Origin of the sequence: Qipengyuania pacifica (assembly GCF_019711555.1) — a bacterium.
Lineage (GTDB): Bacteria > Pseudomonadota > Alphaproteobacteria > Sphingomonadales > Sphingomonadaceae > Qipengyuania > Qipengyuania pacifica.
The window spans coordinates 715,901-734,356 of sequence record NZ_JAIGNQ010000002.1; the positions used below are offsets into that span (position 1 = coordinate 715,901).

The 18,456-nt window shown below is 61.3% G+C and carries 16 protein-coding genes and 1 tRNA gene; 14 read left to right on the plus strand and 3 right to left on the minus strand.

The genetic code is table 11. The annotated features are described in order from the left end of the window. Window positions 1-20: 20 nt before the first annotated feature. Window positions 21-1,250: a dihydroorotase gene (locus tag K3177_RS08720; protein WP_221597916.1), complete on the minus strand. Its 1,230-nt coding sequence runs from the start codon at window positions 1,248-1,250 to the stop codon at window positions 21-23. Continuing rightward, on the minus strand, window positions 1,247-2,272 hold the full coding sequence (locus K3177_RS08725) for an aspartate carbamoyltransferase catalytic subunit (protein WP_221597917.1): 1,026 nt from the start codon (window positions 2,270-2,272) through the stop codon (window positions 1,247-1,249). The genes K3177_RS08720 and K3177_RS08725 overlap by 4 nt, the downstream gene beginning before the upstream one ends. A 102-nt stretch (window positions 2,273-2,374) precedes the next feature. On the opposite strand from K3177_RS08725, the gene sppA reads away from it, so the two are divergent. The 10 genes from sppA to K3177_RS08775 all read left to right on the plus strand — a co-directional run bounded on the left by sppA (window position 2,375) and on the right by K3177_RS08775 (window position 12,971). Then, complete coding sequence (gene sppA, locus K3177_RS08730) at window positions 2,375-4,255, plus strand: signal peptide peptidase SppA (protein ID WP_221597918.1); 1,881 nt, start codon at window positions 2,375-2,377, stop codon at window positions 4,253-4,255. 81 nt (window positions 4,256-4,336) lie between these two features. Further along, window positions 4,337-4,411 (plus strand) — tRNA-Val (locus K3177_RS08735). 211 nt (window positions 4,412-4,622) lie between these two features. Beyond that, window positions 4,623-5,276, plus strand: coding sequence for a hypothetical protein (locus K3177_RS08740; RefSeq protein WP_221597919.1), 654 nt, complete (start codon window positions 4,623-4,625; stop codon window positions 5,274-5,276). Between the two features lie 170 nt (window positions 5,277-5,446). After that, window positions 5,447-5,857 (plus strand): DUF2946 family protein, encoded by a 411-nt coding sequence (locus K3177_RS08745; protein WP_221597920.1) that lies wholly within the window; start codon window positions 5,447-5,449, stop codon window positions 5,855-5,857. Window positions 5,858-5,931: 74 nt separating this feature from the next. After that, entirely contained in the window at window positions 5,932-6,372 is a 441-nt protein-coding gene (locus K3177_RS08750) for a DUF2244 domain-containing protein (protein ID WP_221597921.1), read from the plus strand. Window positions 6,373-6,643: 271 nt separating this feature from the next. Next, window positions 6,644-7,165: a copper chaperone PCu(A)C gene (locus K3177_RS08755; protein WP_221597922.1), complete on the plus strand. Its 522-nt coding sequence runs from the start codon at window positions 6,644-6,646 to the stop codon at window positions 7,163-7,165. Then, window positions 7,158-7,793, plus strand: a complete 636-nt coding sequence (locus K3177_RS08760) for an SCO family protein (protein ID WP_247714337.1) — start codon at window positions 7,158-7,160, stop codon at window positions 7,791-7,793. The genes K3177_RS08755 and K3177_RS08760 overlap by 8 nt, the downstream gene beginning before the upstream one ends. 19 nt (window positions 7,794-7,812) lie before the next feature. Then, window positions 7,813-9,930, plus strand: coding sequence for a TonB-dependent siderophore receptor (locus K3177_RS08765; RefSeq protein ID WP_221597923.1), 2,118 nt, complete (start codon window positions 7,813-7,815; stop codon window positions 9,928-9,930). Further along, on the plus strand, window positions 9,930-10,910 hold the full coding sequence (locus tag K3177_RS08770) for an alpha/beta hydrolase (protein WP_221597924.1): 981 nt from the start codon (window positions 9,930-9,932) through the stop codon (window positions 10,908-10,910). The genes K3177_RS08765 and K3177_RS08770 overlap by 1 nt, the downstream gene beginning before the upstream one ends. 42 nt (window positions 10,911-10,952) lie before the next feature. Beyond that, entirely contained in the window at window positions 10,953-12,971 is a 2,019-nt protein-coding gene (locus tag K3177_RS08775) for a TonB-dependent receptor family protein (RefSeq protein ID WP_221597925.1), read from the plus strand. A 110-nt stretch (window positions 12,972-13,081) separates the two neighbouring features. Here the strand turns inward: K3177_RS08775 and K3177_RS08780 are convergent, their stop codons facing one another. Further along, window positions 13,082-13,834, minus strand: a complete 753-nt coding sequence (locus tag K3177_RS08780) for a TorF family putative porin (protein WP_221597926.1) — start codon at window positions 13,832-13,834, stop codon at window positions 13,082-13,084. Between the two features lie 244 nt (window positions 13,835-14,078). Between K3177_RS08780 and kdpF the strand changes: the two genes are divergently transcribed. From kdpF to kdpC, 4 genes are read left to right on the plus strand one after another with little or no spacing between them, the layout of a single operon-like run. Further along, the gene (kdpF, locus tag K3177_RS08785; protein WP_197635597.1) at window positions 14,079-14,168 is read left to right on the plus strand and encodes a K(+)-transporting ATPase subunit F; all 90 of its coding nucleotides are present in this window, start codon (window positions 14,079-14,081) and stop codon (window positions 14,166-14,168) included. Further along, on the plus strand, window positions 14,168-16,192 hold the full coding sequence (kdpB, locus tag K3177_RS08790; protein WP_221597927.1) for a potassium-transporting ATPase subunit KdpB: 2,025 nt from the start codon (window positions 14,168-14,170) through the stop codon (window positions 16,190-16,192). Before kdpF ends, kdpB begins: the two co-directional genes overlap by 1 nt. Before the next feature lie 20 nt (window positions 16,193-16,212). After that, complete coding sequence (gene kdpA, locus K3177_RS08795; RefSeq protein WP_221597928.1) at window positions 16,213-17,871, plus strand: potassium-transporting ATPase subunit KdpA; 1,659 nt, start codon at window positions 16,213-16,215, stop codon at window positions 17,869-17,871. Window positions 17,872-17,899: 28 nt separating this feature from the next. Continuing rightward, window positions 17,900-18,454: a potassium-transporting ATPase subunit KdpC gene (gene kdpC, locus K3177_RS08800; protein ID WP_221597929.1), complete on the plus strand. Its 555-nt coding sequence runs from the start codon at window positions 17,900-17,902 to the stop codon at window positions 18,452-18,454. The last annotated feature ends 2 nt before the right edge of the window (window positions 18,455-18,456 follow it).

Sequence of the window (18,456 nt, forward strand, 5' to 3'; positions counted from 1 at the left end):
CGGGCGGGGTCTTTCGTGCCTTAAATATCTATCTCGACGCCGCCCTTGTACATTGCGGTTACGCGCCCCTGCGTTGGCTGACCGTCGAAAGGCGTGTTGCCTGCCGTCGCTTCCATCCGAGCGCTCTGGATAACCCAAGGTTTATCCGGATCGACCAGAACGATGTCGGCTTCGTACCCTTCCATGATGACGCCGGCATCTACGCCCAGGATACCGGCCGGCGTGACGGCAACCAGTTCGAAAGCGCGTCCCATGTCGATAACGTCGTCCCGCACCAGCGAGAGAGTCATGGCGAGCAATGTTTCCGCCCCTGCCATGCCCGGTTCCGCATCGGAAAACGGCAGCCGCTTGTCTTCCGGGCCGCGCGGGTCATGGCCACTGGCAATCACATCGATCGTCCCATCGGCAATCGCCTCGCGCACGGCATGCCGATCATCCTCGCTGCGCAATGGAGGGGATAGCCGTGCGAAAGTTCTAAAGTCGACCGTCGCAAGGTCGGACAACATGAAATGTGCGGGGGTGATACCGCAGGTGACCTTCGCCCCGCGTGCCTTTGCTGCGCGCACGATCTCCAGACCATCGCGCGTGGTGACCTGTCGGAAATGAATTCGCGCATTGGCCAGCTCAGCCAGCGCAATATCGCGGGCCAAGGCGATGGACTCCGCTGCTGCTGGGGCGCTTGGCAAACCGCGCCGCGTTGCGATCTCGCCAGCCGTTGCGACAGCGCCGCCAACCAGTGCCGCATCTTCGGCATGGACGATGACGACCATGTCCAGCATAGCCGCATATTGCAGCAGTCGCAGCATAACGCCCGAATCCGGTATCCACTGGCGTCCAGTCGCAACCCCACGCGCTCCGGCATCGCGCATCAGTGCCAGTTCGGCGATCTCTCGCCCTTCCATACCCCTGCTAGCCGCTGCGAGCGGGTGCACCCAAAAATCGGGTTTGCCGCTTTTCGCGATGTAGGAAATCCGGCTGGGCAGATCCAAGGGCGGCGACTGATCGGGCATCAGAGCGGCCCGCGTGATACCGCCGAAGTGAAACGCCGGCTTGTCGATGGCGAAAACACCAAGATCGACAAGGCCGGGTGCAACGAGCAGCCCTTTCGCATCTACAGTCAGATCGCCATCATACGCCTCACCGCCGATCTCGACGATATTGCCATCCACGAACCGAATAGCGGCGTCGCGCACACCATCGGGCGTGACCAGCTTTCCTCCAGTAATGGTAATCGGGCGCTGCTGTCTCATGCCGCTGCTCCCCATCCATCGACGCAGCGTGAACGGCGGGTCAGCACGTCAAGCGCTGCCATGCGAATGGCGACCCCCATTTCCACCTGTCTGGTGATGATCGAGCGATCGATCATGTCGGCTACCTCGCTGTCGATTTCCACGCCCCGGTTCATCGGTCCCGGATGCATGACCAAGGCATCTTCGGCCGCTTGCGCCAGGCGTTTCTTGGTCAGGCCGTAAAGGTGATGATATTCCCGGGCGGAAGGGATGAACTGCCCACTCATGCGCTCGGTCTGAAGTCGAAGCATCATGACCACGTCCGCGCCGTCCAATGCAGCATCGAAATCGTGATAAACCTCGGCCCCCATCGCCTCGATACCCGCAGGCATCAGTGCAGGGGGTGCGCATAGGCGGACGCTCGCTCCCAATGCATGCAGGCACAGCAGGTTCGAACGCGCCACGCGGCTATGCAAAATGTCACCGCAAATGACGATCTTCAATCCGGTGAAATCTTCGGATGCTTCGCCCCGATCCCGCAGGGCGTGCCTCAAGGCCAGCGCGTCGAGCAAGGCCTGTGTTGGATGTTCGTGTTGACCGTCACCGGCATTGAGGACCGGGCAGTCCACCTTATCGGCGATCAATTGTGTCGCTCCGCTCGATCCATGCCGGATGACGATGGCGTCGGCATGCATGGCGTTCAGCGTTATCGCCGTGTCGATCAGCGTTTCGCCCTTCTTCACGCTCGATTGCGCAGCGTGCATGTTGACGACGTCCGCGCCAAGACGTTTGCCCGCGATTTCAAAGCTTAGCAGGGTGCGGGTCGAGTTCTCGAAGAAGGCGTTGATTACGGTCAGGCCGGATAGCAGATTTTCGTGCTTGGATGCCTGACGGTTCAATCTCACCCACTGCTCCGCCTCATCGAGCAGGAACAGGATTTCGTGCCGTTCCAGCTGGCCGATACCGATAAGGTCCCGGTGCGGAAATGCGAGCGCGCCCGCTGGATAGCGGGCCGCGTGCGGCGAGTTTGGCGTCGATGTCATTGAGACCACGCCCTTAGTCGAGGCCTATCGCCCGCTCAAGCGCTTTCCAGTGGCAATGCACGGCAGGGTTCCCTAATCCCCCCGACAACAGGAGATTCATGGATGCGATTTGCCGGAAAAGTGTGGCGCCTGCTGGTAGGCATAAAGGACGGGCTCGTGCTCGTTTTCATGCTGTTGTTCTTTTCTGCGCTCTTCGCCGTCCTCACCGCCCGGCCGAGCCCGGCTTCCGTTCGTGACGGGGCACTTCTTCTCGCACTCGACGGCGCCATCGTGGAAGAACGTACCGAAGTCGATCCGTTCGCCGCGCTTCTTTCCGGACAGGCACCGATGGGCGAATATCAGGCCCGCGACCTGGTCCACGCTCTGGACAAGGCGGCCGAGGATGACCGAATCGATGCTGTAGTGCTTGATCTCGACCGTTTTGTCGGCGGCGGGCAGGTGCATCTGCAGGAAGTCGGCGAAGCGCTCGACCGTGTGCGGGCAGCGCAAAAGCCGGTCCTTACTTATGCGACGGCCTATACGGACGATTCGATGCTGCTCGCGGCCCATGCAAGCGAAGTCTGGGTCAATCCATTGGGCGGCGCGGTGGTCGCAGGTCCTGGCGGCGAACGGCTCTATTATGCCGGCCTCCTCGACAAGCTGAAGGTCAATGCGCGGGTCTACAAGGTGGGCGAATACAAGAGCGCAGTTGAACCGTACAACAGCACCGGCATGTCCGAACCGGCCCGCGAAAATGCCCGCGCGCTCTATGCTACGCTCTGGGAAGAGTACCGTGCCAATATGAAGAAGGCGCGTCCCGGCGCCGACATCGAACGCGTCACGACCCAGCCAGTCGAATGGGTGACTGCAGCTCGCGGCGATCTCGCGACGGCAGCGCTGCAAGCGGGATTGGTGGACAAGCTGGGAAGTCGTGCGGACTTTGAAAAACGCGTCGTCGAACTGGTCGGTGACGACGAATGGGGTGAAGGACCCAATGCCTATCCCCACACTACGCTTGCGACGTGGCTGTCGGATAACCCCCTGCCGACCAAGGGCAAGTCGATCGGTGTGATCACCGTGGCCGGGGAAATTGTTGATGGCGATGCGGGTCCCGGCGTGGCCGGCGGCGACAGGATCGCAGCCCTTCTGGACGACGCGCTCGATGACGATCTCGCCGGGCTGGTCGTGCGCGTGGATTCCCCCGGGGGCTCGGTGCTCGCTAGCGAAGTCATACGCGAAGCGATCCTGCGTCAGAAGGCGCGCAAGATCCCAGTGGCGGTGTCCATGGCCAATGTTGCGGCCAGCGGTGGCTACTGGGTATCAACACCTGCCGATCGCATCTTTGCAGAACCCGAAACCATCACCGGCTCGATTGGCATCTTTGCGGTCGTCCCCACATTCGAAGAAACCGCTGCCATGATCGGCGTGACGACCGATGGCGTGCGCACCACGCCCCTGTCGGGCCAGCCGGACTTCATCGGCGGGTTCACGCCGGAGGCTGACGCCATGATGCAGGCCTTCATCGAAAACGGATACGAAGACTTCCTCAGCCGCGTCGGCGCCGCACGCGGCATGACGCGCGACCAGGTCGATGCGGTAGGCCAGGGCCGCGTCTGGGACGGCGGCACGGCACGTCAGTTGCGCCTGGTGGATGAATATGGCGGTATGGAAGAAGCCCTCGCTTGGACTGCAGCTAAGGCCAAGCTCGGTGACGACTGGCACGTGCAATATCTCGGTACGCAGCCTTCAACCTATGACACTCTACTGCGCCAGATGCTGGTCGGCGGTAGCGAAGATGCCGATATGGGCGGTGATGTATTCGCCCGCATGGCGCGCGGTCAGACGGCAATCGTCTCGCAGATTGCCGCCGACGGGGATCGTCTGCTGGGCGCGCGCGGCGCACAGGCCTATTGTCTGGCGTGCCCTCCGACCAAGGCGACCCAACCCCGGTCGACCATCTCGGAAAGCTGGCTTGCGCGGATCCTGGCATCCGTGACCGGCTAAGGGGCGGCTTGCCACGCATCGATTCGCACAGTAAAGGCGCGCCCCTGCCCTGCGGCTGCCATAAAAGCCGCTCTTGCGGGCGGGCGCGTAGCTCAGTGGTAGAGCACACCCTTCACACGGGTGGGGTCGCAAGTTCAATCCTTGCCGCGCCCACCATCTTTTCAAAGACTTAGAAGAGATGGGCTGCGCTTCCATGAAAAAAAACATGAAAAACTTGGGTGGACATCCGCGAACATCGGCGGTGGTTTTCGTGTGTTAAACTTACGCTTTTTGGCTGAGCCTATTTCATTCGATTTAGGGCCGGATCCAACGAGTTACCCCTATTTCACGTTTCGCTGGCAGGTCTGATCGCCAAAGAGCGAGAAGAATGATGTCATTTCACCGACCTATCCTCCCCGGCAAGGCCATCGAACTTGTCAAATCCCGCCACTTCGATGGGCCAGAGGAACTTCTGGCCGATTACGCGGCTGCTGGACTGATCAAGACTTATGCGCTGATGCGCGAGATAAGGCCTGTGGGTGGGCCGACGAAGACAGTCAGGGATTCCCAGATTCCGCAAGACGAATGGGCTCGTATCGTCGCTTCAAACAATATAATGGCAGCTTTGAACGGTGGCACAATTCAACTGGACGGGTCCAAGCTGCCGGGGGGACTACCGGCAATCCGGATAACCGGTATAAGCTTCTCCGAAGCGTCGCTGATCAAAATACTAGATCGCTATTGCGCGGATTCGTCCGTTCGCAGCCCAGCTGCCCCACCTAAGGCTAGCCCGACAACTCAAGAGAAGCCCCTTAAACCATCGTCGGAAGATCAGAAACGGACTCAGGAGGCAGTGCTTCCAATCAAAGCTGGGGACCTAACGGCTTCAATTGCACAGACCATGCAATCCACGGGTTTGGGTCGCACCAAGGTTGATCAATTGATGCGGGAAGGCGACCTAGTCAGAACCAAAGTCGGCTCCCGTGCGCTAATTACAGTTGAAAGCATAGAGCGCTTGGTCGGAGCGAAAGTGGCCAGATAAAAGTATGCGTTGACGGTCGAAGGCGCTCCTCTGGCGGATGCAACAGTAGCCCGTTACTACGTCGGCTTTAAAGCGGACATTCGTTGGCGGAGCGGGTGCATGAAGCCAAGTAGCGTTTCACGCGTAACCGGCTGACAACTGCGAAGACGATGTTTAAGGCGCTCGCAGACATGCAACCTTTGCGCGCCTTGATTCGAGACCACCGCCATCTCGCTCTTGCGCTGCTCCTGCTGGCGTTCTGCATCAAGGCAGCCATTCCTTCGGGCTTCATGGTATCGGCGTCGCCGGACACCGTGCTGACGGTCACAATTTGTGCCGATGGATCCGATGGTCTCAAGCAGGCGCAGATAGTGCTTCCATCAAAGGATCGAGGCAGCAAACATCACGACGGGGCAAAGAAAGGCGAACACTGTGCTTTTTCTGGTCTCGCCAAGGTTGCTGTAGCTGGCGCCGATGTCATCCTGCTTGCGCTGGCCTTCGCCTTCATACTCGAACTCGGACTTGCGACGATATCGCGCCTGCCTTTTCGAGAGTTTTCGTATCTTCGCCCGCCGCTTCGCGGGCCACCGGCAGTAACCTGACAATCCACGCCTGATTTGTCGGCCCAGCTGGCTCGCGCCTTCTTTGCGCGCGCCGGTCTGTCGGAGTTTCAACAATGTATTCGATTCATGGCTGCCCGGATGGGCAGCCTAATGCGGACCTGTCCATCCGCCACCAGTGCCATGCGAACCTGATCCTGCATTTGCAGGAAAACCGCTCGTACCTTCCACAGGAAGCGCGCGTCGCTTTCACCGCCCTCATCGGCCTGTTTATGGCCATGGCGATCCTGCCCGCAATCAAGGGCGAGCTGCTCGTTCCGATCTTCGCGCTCGGCACCATGACGTTGTTGATTGGTGCCATCGAATGGCACCAGCGCTCGCAGCCAGCTGCCGAGTGGCTGGCGATCGAGAAGAACCGTCTGCTTTGGACCAGCAATCGCGGCGATCCTGTCGATCTGCCTGTGCGGGCAACGCGCTTGGTTCAGGATGAGGCCGTCCCGGCTCGCATGCGGCTTTTTCTGGAGACCCAGTGGCAGCGGATCGAGATCGGGCGCTGACTCAGCCTCGAAGAGAAGCGCGCGGTCGCCGCATTGATCCACCACGAATTGGCGGCCCTCCGTCCATGATCAGCGCTAGCCTCACTCACCAACAAGCAGGGACGTTGCTGCGCATCCGCTGGCTAACCTGGGGTGCGATAGCGGCTATGCTCGCTACGCATCTCGCGCTCGCGATTGCGCAACCATTCCAAACCGAAATCTTGTTGCTCAAACAAACCGCTGCCCATGCCAGCGGAGCTTGCGGGTGCACACACTGTGCGGAGACGATCTAATGACCATTCGTAACATTTTCACCGCTACAGCCCTTGCCGGCTCGATTCTGCTTGCGGGCTGCGATTCCGCGACCGAAGCGGAGGCGCCTACCGAAGTGGAAGCGGTCACTAGCCAGATCGCCGTCACAGACGGATGGTCGCGTGAAACCGCCGTGGGCCAGGATGCGGGCGGCGCCTTCATGATGCTCTCCAACAGCGGAACCTCCGCCGACCGTCTGACCGGCGGATCAACACCTGTCGCGGGCGAAGTTCAGGTTCACACCGTCGATATGACGGGCGGCGTCATGCGTATGCGCCAGCTGACTGATGGGCTGGAAATCCCCGCTGGCGCCACTGTCGCACTAAAGCCGGGCAGCTTTCACATCATGCTGATGAAGCTCAAGCGCCCGCTTCAGCACGGAGAGAGATACCCGGTCACTCTGACATTCGAAAAGGCTGAACCAATCGAGGTCGAGCTGACGGTTCAACCGGTTGGCTCGCAAGGTCCGGTGGCGAAACCGAAGGGAGCAGATGATGTCTAATTCTACCGAAGCCGCGCAGGCGCGTTCGCGTCTAAAGCATATTCGCCTGGCTCTCTGGCTATTAGTGGCCCTGCTGGCAGGATTTGCGCTGTTTTACTTGGTCGGGCCCGAACCGGAAGCGGCGCTAGATGAACCGGTAGATTATGGCGATACTGTCGGTGGCGCCTTCTCGTTGACAGCGCCTGATGGCTCTACGGTCACAGACCAAACCCTCAAGGGCCAGCCCTTCGCGATCTTTTTCGGGTTTACCCGCTGTCCTGACGTGTGCCCGACGACGCTATCCAGGCTGGCCCAGTTGCGCAAGCGAATGGGAGAGGACGGAGAGAAGTTCCAGATCGTCTTCGTCTCGGTCGATCCCGGATACGACAGCCCCGAGGACATCGGGCGCTATGTCGACCTGTTCGGCACGCCGATCATCGGCCTGACCGGCTCGGATGAGGCCATCGCCAATATCGCAGACGCCTACCACGCCTTTTATGAAAAGGTGCCGGTCGAAGGCGGCGACTATACCATCGACCACACCGCTGCCGTCTACCTGATGGGTGCCGACGGCAAGCTCCAGTCCATCATTGATTACCACGAAAGCCCGGCCGCTTCGCTCGCGAAGCTTGAGCGGCTGGTCGGCTGAACCTGAAAGACAAGTTTACATGAAAAACACTATCATAGCATCGCTACTCACCACCAGCTTTCTGGCTGCGCCAGTATCAGCACAGGATGTCGCAGGAGATAATAAGGAACAGGCCGGTAGCTGGCTCGCCGACACAATCGTCGTAACGGGCGCGCGTGAAAGATATGCCGTTCCATCTTCGTCGGCATCGACGCGCACGGAAACCCCGCTCATCGAGGTCCCTCAATCGGTCCAGGTTATCACGGACACGTTGCTGAAGGAGCAGGATCGCCGCCAGTTGAACGAGGCGCTGATCAATGTGTCCGGGGTGACGCCGACCCGGTCCGAAGAGAACGTATTCATCTCGCCGATCGTGCGGGGCTTTCCGGCCGAAGTCTATCTCGACGGCTTGCCGATCTTTGCCGGAAACCAGCAGGCCTACGATCCCAGCAGTCTGGTCGGTGTTCGCCGGATCGAAGTGCTCAAGGGGCCGACCGCGACTTTGTATGGAGGCGGCTTGGGAACGCCGCTCGGCGGGCTGATCAACGTCGTCACGGCGCGGCCCGACGATGAGATGGGCGGATATGTCGCGCTGCGAGCCGGCAGCTTTTCGACCATCAATCCCTATGGCGAACTCAATCTGCCGCTCGGCGAAGGCATCGCCGCGCGGATAGCGGGTGAATACCAGAGCAATGACAGCTGGATCGATCTTGTCGATGGAGAGCGCTGGTCGGTGCAGCCCAGCGTCTCGTTCCGGCCCGGGCCGGATACCGAGCTTGTGCTGCAGGGCCAGCTCAACCATCGCAGCAGTCTCGAGTATTCGGGCATTCCCGCAGGGCAAGCACTGGCGGGCGAGATCGATCGCAATGCCTTTCCTGGCTCGCCGGTCGGGCAGCCGCGAACCGAGAACGACAACCGGATGGGCACCGCCAGCCTGCGCTATGCCTTTTCGGACGGTCTCGTGCTGAATGTCACCGGACGATATTACTCCGGCGAGATCGACGAATTCGGCAGTTTCGTTTCGCCCTCTTTCTTCCCGGCCGATCCGGCGAGCCCCACGGTCTACCCGGTCGCCCCGGTGACGATGGACACGCGCACGAAGGAAGCGACTTTCGACGCGAACCTGATGCTGCGCACCCAGGTTCTCGGCGGGGAACACACGCTCCTGTTCGGCGCGAGCTATGACTGGACGAGCTTTTACAGTGCCATGGGCCTGTTCGTCAGCAACACGCCTTCGGGGACGATCGATTTGGCCGATTCCGAATACGATCTGATCTATACGCCGCAGGTTCCGGTGAATTCCTTCACCGACGACCGGTTCGAGACATTCGCGGTCTATCTGCAGGACCAGGCGACCTACGGCCCGCTGCACCTCACAGGCGGCGTGCGGCTCACGTCGCTCAAGTTCATCGAGGACAGCAATATCGGAGTGGACAATGATTCCACCTATACGCGGCTGTCTCCGCGGATTGGGGCAACGCTCGACGTCGCTGCCGGGATCGCCCTCTACGCGGGCTACGCCACTGCCTTCCGGGCGCCGTTCGGCTTCCTCGGCTTCGACAGTCCGCGTCCCGAAACCTCGAACAATATCGAGGGCGGGATCAAGCTGGCGCTTTCCGGAGCAGGCGTGTCCGGCACAATCGCCGCCTTCCGCCAGGTTCGCGAGAACGTGACCATTTCCGATCCCGACAATCTCGGTTTCTTCATCCAAAGTGGGCGGCAGCGCGCCAGCGGCCTTGAGGTCGATCTGGTCTGGGAGCCGAGCCCGGCGTTCTCGTTGCTGGCGAACTATGCCTATACCGACACCCGCGACGATGGCGCGGCTCCGGGCGATGGGCTGACCCGCGTGCCCGAAAGCAGCGGGCGCATCGCTGCCCGATATCGTGTGCTCGATGGCCCCCTCTCCGGCCTCTCGTTCGGTGCCGGCATCACTGCTTTCACGTCGCGTGAACTCACATTGCCCAACACCATCGCGGTGCCGGGCTATGCCGCGATCGACGCGCAGGCGTCCTACGATCTGGGTCGCTTTTCGCTCGGCGTGTCGGTCATCAATCTCGGCGGACGCGAGGCATTCGATCCCTTCTCCTATTTCGGCGATGCTATCGTTGCGCCCAATCAGCCGCGCTCGGCCTTCGTCACGCTCAAGGCGGAGATCTGATGATGGTTGGCAGGATTGAGGCGGTGATGGCACGGTTGGCCATCGTCGTCGCCATGGCAGTGGTGTATTCGACAGCTTTGTCAGCGCAAGAGACCGGAAGGGTGATCCCCCTCTACGAAGAGGAATACATGGCCCCCCTCAGCGTGCCCGAAACGCAGGTGCGGGTCGAAGAAATGGGCGAAACGCTGATCTTCAACGTCAGCACCCCGACGCTGGAGCTGTTTCGCCCCGCGCCGGAGAAATCCAACGGCGCGGCGGTGATCGTCGCGCCCGGCGGTGGCTTCGTCGCTATCGGATACGAACAGGGCGGGACGGCGATCGCTCGCAGGCTAGCAGAGCTCGGGATCACAGCGCTGATCCTGAAATATCGCACCATCGAGAGCTCGGGCGACCCTCAAGACATTCCGCAAGTCCACCTCGACGAGATGACCGCGCTGATGGCGCGTGCGGAATCCGGGAGTCCGCAGGCGATCCCGGCGTTCGCAGGCGAGGCAGCCGGTGTCGAGGATGGCTCCCGGGCCGTGCGCTTCGTTCGAGACCACGCTGCGCGATGGGGCGTAGATCCGAAGCGAGTTGGCATGCTCGGTCTGTCGGCAGGAGCATTCATCGCAGCGGACCTGGCCACGGGTCGTGAGCACAGCCGCCCCGATTTTGTCGGCATGCTCTACGGCGGGCTGCGAAATCCAGTCCCTGCCGATGCGCCACCTGCGTTCATCGCGGCGGCTGCCGACGACGAGCTTTTGCCCGACGGCAGCCTTCGCGCCTTCAGTGCCTGGGCTGCTGCCGACGTGCCCGCAGAACTGCACATCTACGAAAAGGGCGGGCATGGCTTCGATCTACGGCCGACGGGGGCAACCAGCGATGCCTGGTTCAATCAGTTCGTAGGGTGGATGAAGGCTCGGGATTTCCTGGAGCCGTCGCATTCGAAGCCAGCGCCGCCACCTGCCGGCATCTCGCGCAAACAAAACGGTTCTCGCTAGACTTTTCAGTCAGATCGCGACTTTCAGGAACAGGGTAATAACATGAGAATAGCATTTCTACTTTCCGCGGCTTCTCTCGTCGCGATTACATCGCCGGCCATCGCTCAAGAGCATGCTACAAAGGCCTCCAAATCCGATATCGTCGTGACCGGCACCCTCACAGTCGAAGCGGCAAAGAAGGATATCGAGCAAACGCCTGGCGGCGTCGCGCTCGTTTCCGCTGCGGACTTCCGTGATACGCCAGTCAAGAACATCAAAGATATTCTCGAATACGTTCCGGGCGTCATTGTGCAGCCACGTATGGGCGATGACGCGCGTGTATCTGTTCGCGGTTCTGGCCTATCGCGCGCATACGGCAATCGCGGGATCGCGATGTATATCGATGGTATCCCACTCAATACCTCCGACGGTCTGCTCGATTTCTTCGAGATTGATCCAAGCGCCTATCAATATGTTGAGGTTTACAAGGGGGCCAATGCGCTACGTTACGGTGCAAACGCTCTTGGTGGAGCAATCAATCTTGTCACGCCGACAGGACGCGATGCTTCGGCGCTGGCCGGACGGTTCGACACTGGTAGCTTCGGTTATGTGAAGGGCCAGGTTAGCACTGGCGGCGTTTCAGGCAGTTTGGATTACTTCGCAACCGTATCTGCGCAGTCCATTGATGGTTATCGCGAGCATAGTGATGGCAACGCGCTCCGCGGGAATATCAACATCGGCTATCGTGTATCGCCGGATGCTGACACGCGCTTCTATGCCTATGCAACCTCGACCAACCAGCGAATTCCGGGCGAAGTTACGAAGGATCAGGCTCTTAACTCACCGCGATCGGCCAACCCGGTCTGGGTCGCACAGGACCAGCAGCGAAATGTCGATTCCATACGGCTCGCCAATAAGACAACTTTACGTTTCGGTCCGACGAAGGTCGAGTTTGGGGCCTTCTACAACAATCGCACTGTCGACCATCCGATCTTCCAATATCTCGACTTTACCGTGGACGACTTTGGCGGGTTTGCGCGCGCGATGGACGATCGGGAAATCGGCGGAATTCGCAATCGTCTGACGCTTGGCGCGAGTTTACATAACGGCACCATCGATACCGAACAGTTCGTAAACGTGGCCGCTGAAAAAGGTGCCATTGTTGGATCGACCCTCGATAAATCGAAGAACTTCTCGATCTACGGCAACAATGCCTTGTTCGTGCAGCCGGACGTCGCACTTATCATTGAGCTACAGTATCTCCATGCCAGCCGTGACCGGCGTGACCGTTTTCTTTCGGACGGGGATCAATCGGGCAAAGAAACTTACGATCTATGGAGCCCCAAAGCCGGGGTATTATGGACCGTAAAACCCGAATGGCAGGTCTTTGCCAATATATCACGCAGCGTCGAGGTCCCAAGTTATGACGTGAATATCTTCACCAATCCGACGCAGCTCAAACCACAACGCGCGACGACCTACGAAATCGGAACGCGTGGTAAGGTTTCCGCGATCGAATGGGACTTGTCGCTCTATCGATCGGAGATCGAGGACGAACTACAGTGCCTGACGACGGGTCCGTTCAGCGCTTGTAGCGCAATCAACGCTGACAGGACGGTGCATCAAGGTGTAGAAGCTGGCTTAGGCGGGTCTATTCCACTGGCAGGTTCGGGCGACGCAGTCGCGTTCAACTTTGCGTATACCTTCAGCGACTTCCATTTCGATGCGGACACGCTTTACGGCGATAACGAGCTTCCCGGCGTGCCACGCCACTTATTGCGCGGAGAAATGCTCTTTCAACATCGCTCGGGTTTCTATGCCGGGCCAAACGTCGAATGGGTACCCACACGTTACTTCGCAGATAACGCGAACAGCCTCACCGTCGACGCTTACGCTTTGCTCAACTTCAAGGCAGGGTTCGACGTCGGAGGTAACTGGTCGGCTTATATCGACGGGCGCAATCTGACCGATGAGGCCTACATTTCGACGGTGGCCATTGCGGGTGTTGCCGACGAGAATTCGGCAATCTTCAACCCTGGAACGGGCCGATCGATCTTCGGCGGCGTCCGTTTCTCTTTCTGAGCAATTATCTTAACGGGCGGCGCCCCTCTCAGCGCTGCCCGTTAAGTTTAAAGTGTGTTCATTATTTAGAATAGCGACGGCAGCTTTCGGGGATGGTGCACGGGTCGAATTCAGAAGGCGGCCGTGAGCGAGACAACCACGGCGTCGTCAACGATCTCGGGTGTCGCGCCAGCTGCAAGCGCGCTGAAATCGGAGATGTCAGTGTCGAAATAGGCGACGCGCGCGGTCAGGCCTTTCCAGCTTGCGCTCGCGCCGAGCGACCAGTCGGTATAGCCCCCTCCACGGGTGAGCGTGGTCTCGCCTTCCGATCGGCCGACGTGTGCGTCCAGCGCAAACGGAGTGCCCTCGATAGGCAGCGCGGCATCGGCGGAGACATAGAGATTGTTCTTGCCGCCGATCGCATCCTGGGGGGGTGCGTAGGCGACGCCGAGCGTAACAGCGGCGAAGCCTGCTGCCAGACCGAGCTTGGCATACGGCTCGAAGAACTCGTATTCTCCGCCGGTCGAGTCCGGATAGGCATAGTAGATTACGCCACCATCGAACGTGACTTCATCGGCGACCTCGACCTTGTAGCCGGCGTAGATATCGAGCTCGAGATTGGAGCCGCCAAGCTCGCCGAACCCGTCGATGCTCGAAGCCCAAGTACCAGCATAGAGGCCGCTTTGGTGCGTGATGCTGGCCCAGCCCTGCACCGCCACTTTCTTGTCCGACAGGTCGATCCCGCGAAACCGGTAGGAGGAGACCAGCGCCGTTCCGCCCGAGACTGTGACAGTGTCGACCACGGTCTGGTCGGTTTCCTCCTGTACATCCTGGGCGAAAGTAGCCGTGGCGAGCGAGGCCGCAAGCGCGGCTAGACAGATCATGCGCATCGGAAAGATTATCCTTGAGGAAAGGGCGGCAACCGTCGCCGCGCCATGCGCAAGGTCTATCCTCCCACTGCCAGTTAAATCGCCATGCGGATCGCGGGGGTGGCTTGTGAAATCTGCGTGAAAGCGGGGCATGCCAAGCCCGATTTCATGCGGATTTAATGCGCCGGTAGACAATCCCCCGGCGAATTTTCATGCGAGCTAGGTCCAGAGCGGCTGCCGAACAAGGGAGCTGTTTCGCATGACATTCGATCTCATTCTCGTGGGGCTCGTGGCGCTCGGCCTGCTGGCCTATCTCACCGCGGTCCTCCTGCGGCCGGAGCGGTTCTGATGGAGCGAGCTGCCTCTGGCCAAACCGGGCTGTTCCAGCGCGAGCTGATCGTCCCTGCGATCCGCGATTCCTTCGTGAAGCTCGATCCGCGCACGCTGGTGCGCAATCCCGTGATGTTCGTCACGGGAATCGTCGCGGCGACCGCGACCGTAATCCTGCTGCGGGGGATCGTCAGCGGAGCGGGGGATATCGGCTTCCAGGCGCAGCTGGTGTTCTGGCTGTGGCTGACCGTGCTGTTCGGCAATTTCGCCGAAGCGCTCGCCGAAGGGCGCGGCAAAGCGCAGGCCAAGGCACTGCGCGACACCAAGGAAAGTCTCGTCGCGCTCAGGGTCGGCAAGAATGGTGCTACCGAGAAGATCCCCGCAACGCAGCTACGATACGGCGACATCGTGCTGGTCTGCGAAGGTCAGCAGATACCCGCCGATGGTGAAGTCGTGGCCGGGGTCGCGTCGGTCAACGAAGCGGCGATCACCGGCGAAAGCGCGCCGGTGATCCGCGAGGCAGGCGGCGACCGCTCGGCAGTAACCGCGGGCACGACCGTGATCTCGGACGAAATCCGGGTGAAGGTGACCGCCGAGCCGGGCAGCGGCTTTCTCGAAAGGATGATCGCGCTGGTCGAAGGCGCGAGCCGTCAGAAGACGCCGAACGAGATCGCGCTGACGATCCTGCTGACGGGCCTTACGCTGATCTTCCTCGTCGCGGTCGGCACGCTGCCAGCCTTCGCCAAGTTCGCCGGAGGTGCGATTACGGTGCCGGTGCTGATCGCACTGTTCGTGGCGCTGATCCCGACGACCATTTCCGCGCTTCTCTCCGCCATTGGGATCGCGGGAATGGACCGGCTGATCCGCTTCAACGTCCTCGCCAAGTCGGGCCGCGCGGTGGAGGCGGCGGGCGATGTCGGCACGCTGCTGCTCGACAAGACGGGGACGATCACGATCGGCGACCGGCAGGCGAGCGAGTTCGTCACCCTGCCCGGTATCGCCGAGGCCGACTTGGTCGAGGCTGCGCGGCTTTCCAGTCTCGCCGATACGACGCCCGAGGGTCGTTCCATCGTGGCGCTGGCGGGGGGCGACGCGCTGCTGCCAAGCGACGCGGAACCGGTCGCCTTTACTGCACAGACCCGTGTGAGCGGGGTCGACCTACCTAGCCGCAGCATCCGCAAGGGCGCGGTCGATGCGGTCCTCAAGCTTGGCGACTATCCCGAAAACACCGTGCCGGCGCTGAAGAAGATCACCGATCGGATCGCGCAGGCCGGGGGCACGCCGCTGGCGGTGGTCGAGAACGGCCGCCTGCTCGGCGCGATACATCTGAAGGATATCATCAAGGCGGGCATTCGCGAGCGCTTCGTCGAACTGCGCCGGATGGGCATTCGCACGGTGATGATCACCGGCGACAACCCGCTGACCGCTGCGGCCATCGCCGCCGAGGCGGGCGTTGACGATTTCCTCGCCGAGGCGACTCCCGAAGACAAGCTCGCCTACATCCGCAAGGAACAGGCCGAGGGCAAGCTGGTGGCAATGTGCGGCGACGGGACCAATGATGCCCCCGCGCTCGCTCAATCCGATGTGGGCGTGGCGATGAACACAGGCACGCAGGCAGCGCGCGAAGCGGGCAACATGGTCGATCTCGACAGCGATCCGACCAAGCTGATCGAGGTCGTCGGCATCGGCAAGCAGTTGCTGATGACGCGCGGCAGCCTCACCACCTTTTCAATCGCCAATGACGTTGCGAAGTATTTCGCGATCCTCCCGGCGATCTTCGTGGTGCTCTACCCCGCGCTGGGTGCGCTCAACGTGATGGGGCTCGCAAGCCCGCAGAGCGCGATCCTGTCCGCGATCATCTTCAACGCGATCATCATTCCGCTGCTGGTGCCGCTGGCGCTGAAAGGCGTCGCGTATCGCCCGATGCCCGCTGCCAGCCAGCTGCTGCGCAATCTCGGCATCTACGGCGTGGGCGGCGTGATCGCTCCCTTCGTCGGCATCAAGCTCATCGATCTCGCCGTCGCAGGCCTCGGCCTCGCGTAAGCCTGCGAAAGGACATATCCATGCTTTCCGCCATTCTCACAATCATTCTGATCGTCGGCGGCACCGCGCTGCTGGCGTGGCCGCTCGGCAAATATATGGCCGGGCTATTCTCGGGCCGCTTCGCGCGCACCGACGGGCTGTTTGCCCGCACGGTCGGCGGGGCGCCCGAACAGGACTGGAAGCAGTATTCGCTCGCCCTGATCGCCTTCAACATCGTGATGTTCGGGTTCGTCTTTACGCTGCTGGCGACCCAGCACATGCTGCCGCTCAATCCCGACGGTCAGAGAGCGGCAACGCTGGATCTGGTGTTCAACACTGCGGCCAGCTTTACCACCAACACCAATCTGCAACACTATTCGGGCGAGAGCACCTGGAGCTACCTCGCCCAGATCGGCGGGCTGATGTGGCTCCAATTCGTTTCGGCGGCGACCGGCATCGCGGCCCTTGCCGCGCTGGCCCGGGGCATCGGCGGGAAGCCTACCATGGGCAATTTCTTCGTCGATTTGCAGCGCGCCTCGTTCTTCGTGCTGCTGCCGCTGGCAATTATCGTCGCCGCTGGGATTGCACTTAACGGTGTGCCGATGACGCTGCAGGGCGCGGCGCAGGTCACCACGCTCGAAGGGGTGGCGCAGACCATCGCGCGCGGCCCGGCGGCTGCCTTTGTAGCGATCAAGCAGCTCGGGACCAATGGCGGGGGCTTCTTCGGCCCCAACTCGGCCCATCCGCTGGAGAACCCCACCTTCTGGTCGAACGCGTTCGAAATGGTCGCGATCATCCTGATCCCGATGGCCTGTGTATGGATGTTCGGCCGGATCATCGGCAGGCCAAGGCATGCCATCGTCGTGTTCGGCGTGATGGCGGCGCTGCTGCTGATCAAGATTACCGCGTCGGCCGGGTTCGAGACTGCACCGACCCAAGCGTTCCTGAACCTGCCCGTGGCGCAGGATGTCGGCAATCTTGAAGGCAAGGAGCTGCGGCTCGGTGCCACCACCGGCCCGCTATGGGCGGTGCTTACCACCTCGACCAGCAATGGTTCGGTCGGCGCGATGCACGACAGCCTCAACCCGCTGACCGGCCTCGTGCCCATGGCAGGCATGTGGCTCAACGAGACCTTCGGCGGCGTCGGCGTCGGCATGATCAACATGTTCCTCTACATCCTCGTCGCGGTGTTCGTCGCGGGCATGATGGTCGGCCGCACGCCCGAATATCTCGGCCACCGGATCGAGGGGCGCGAGATGCGGCTCGCGGTGCTGGCGCTCATCAGCCACCCGGTGCTCATCCTCGGCGGCACGGCGCTGTTCGCGGCCACTGCCTGGGGGCAGGACACGCTCAACAATATCGGCGCGCACGGCTTCTCCGAGATCCTCTACGAGTTCAGTTCGGCCGCGGCCAACAACGGCTCCGGCTTCGAAGGATTGGGCGACAACACCGTGCCGTGGAACATCGCCACCGGCCTCGTGATGCTGATCGGTCGCTACCTGCCGATCATCGTCCCGCTGGCCATCGTCGGTTCGCTGATGGCCAAGCGCCGCAGCGCGGAAAGCGCGGGCACGCTGAGCGTGGAAAGCAGCACCTACGGCGTGATGCTGCTGATCACCATCCTGATCTTCGGCGCGCTGACCTTCTTCCCCGCCGCCGCGCTCGGCCCCGTAGCCGAACACCTGACCTTCATGCGCTGACCGCAGCCGTAACCAAGGATCCGATACGATGAACTATGTCCTCCCTTCGCTCCGCCTGTGGCTGGTAACGATCCTCGTCTGCGTGGTTGGCTATACTGGTCTGGTGCTCGCCTTCGCTCAGACCTTCGCGCCCTACCAAGCCAACGGCTCCATCATCGAAATGAATGGCCGCGCCGTAGGTAGCAAACTGATCGCGCAGGAATTTGCCGGCCCGCGCTACTTCTGGCCGCGCCCCTCGGCCGCCGGTTACGACGGTATGGGCGCGACGGGGAGCAACCTGTCGCCAACCAGCGCGGAACTCGCCGCGCGCGCTGCAGAGACCGTCGCCCGTTACGGCGCCACTGACGGGAACCCGGTTCCGGCGGACCTAGTGGCGGCATCGGGTGGCGGGCTCGACCCGCACATCTCGCTCGACGGTGCGCTCTATCAGGCCGACCGGGTCGCAGTTGCGCGCGGGCTTGATCCGGTCCGCGTGCGCGACCTCATCGAGCAGCAGGCTGCCGCGCCGGGCGCAATCTTCGCGCCCGAGCGTATCGTGAACGTGCTGCAACTCAATCTGGCGCTCGACCGCCTGGAAGAATAGGC

Coding starts and splice junctions, on each gene's coding strand:
- K3177_RS08720 (WP_221597916.1), bottom strand. CDS start 1,250: ATGAGACAGCAGCGCCCGATTACCATTACTGGAGGAAAGCTGGTCACG.
- K3177_RS08725 (WP_221597917.1), bottom strand. CDS start 2,272: ATGACATCGACGCCAAACTCGCCGCACGCGGCCCGCTATCCAGCGGGC.
- sppA (WP_221597918.1), top strand. CDS start 2,375: ATGCGATTTGCCGGAAAAGTGTGGCGCCTGCTGGTAGGCATAAAGGAC.
- K3177_RS08740 (WP_221597919.1), top strand. CDS start 4,623: ATGATGTCATTTCACCGACCTATCCTCCCCGGCAAGGCCATCGAACTT.
- K3177_RS08745 (WP_221597920.1), top strand. CDS start 5,447: ATGCAACCTTTGCGCGCCTTGATTCGAGACCACCGCCATCTCGCTCTT.
- K3177_RS08750 (WP_221597921.1), top strand. CDS start 5,932: ATGTATTCGATTCATGGCTGCCCGGATGGGCAGCCTAATGCGGACCTG.
- K3177_RS08755 (WP_221597922.1), top strand. CDS start 6,644: ATGACCATTCGTAACATTTTCACCGCTACAGCCCTTGCCGGCTCGATT.
- K3177_RS08760 (WP_247714337.1), top strand. CDS start 7,158: ATGTCTAATTCTACCGAAGCCGCGCAGGCGCGTTCGCGTCTAAAGCAT.
- K3177_RS08765 (WP_221597923.1), top strand. CDS start 7,813: ATGAAAAACACTATCATAGCATCGCTACTCACCACCAGCTTTCTGGCT.
- K3177_RS08770 (WP_221597924.1), top strand. CDS start 9,930: ATGATGGTTGGCAGGATTGAGGCGGTGATGGCACGGTTGGCCATCGTC.
- K3177_RS08775 (WP_221597925.1), top strand. CDS start 10,953: ATGAGAATAGCATTTCTACTTTCCGCGGCTTCTCTCGTCGCGATTACA.
- K3177_RS08780 (WP_221597926.1), bottom strand. CDS start 13,834: ATGATCTGTCTAGCCGCGCTTGCGGCCTCGCTCGCCACGGCTACTTTC.
- kdpF (WP_197635597.1), top strand. CDS start 14,079: ATGACATTCGATCTCATTCTCGTGGGGCTCGTGGCGCTCGGCCTGCTG.
- kdpB (WP_221597927.1), top strand. CDS start 14,168: ATGGAGCGAGCTGCCTCTGGCCAAACCGGGCTGTTCCAGCGCGAGCTG.
- kdpA (WP_221597928.1), top strand. CDS start 16,213: ATGCTTTCCGCCATTCTCACAATCATTCTGATCGTCGGCGGCACCGCG.
- kdpC (WP_221597929.1), top strand. CDS start 17,900: ATGAACTATGTCCTCCCTTCGCTCCGCCTGTGGCTGGTAACGATCCTC.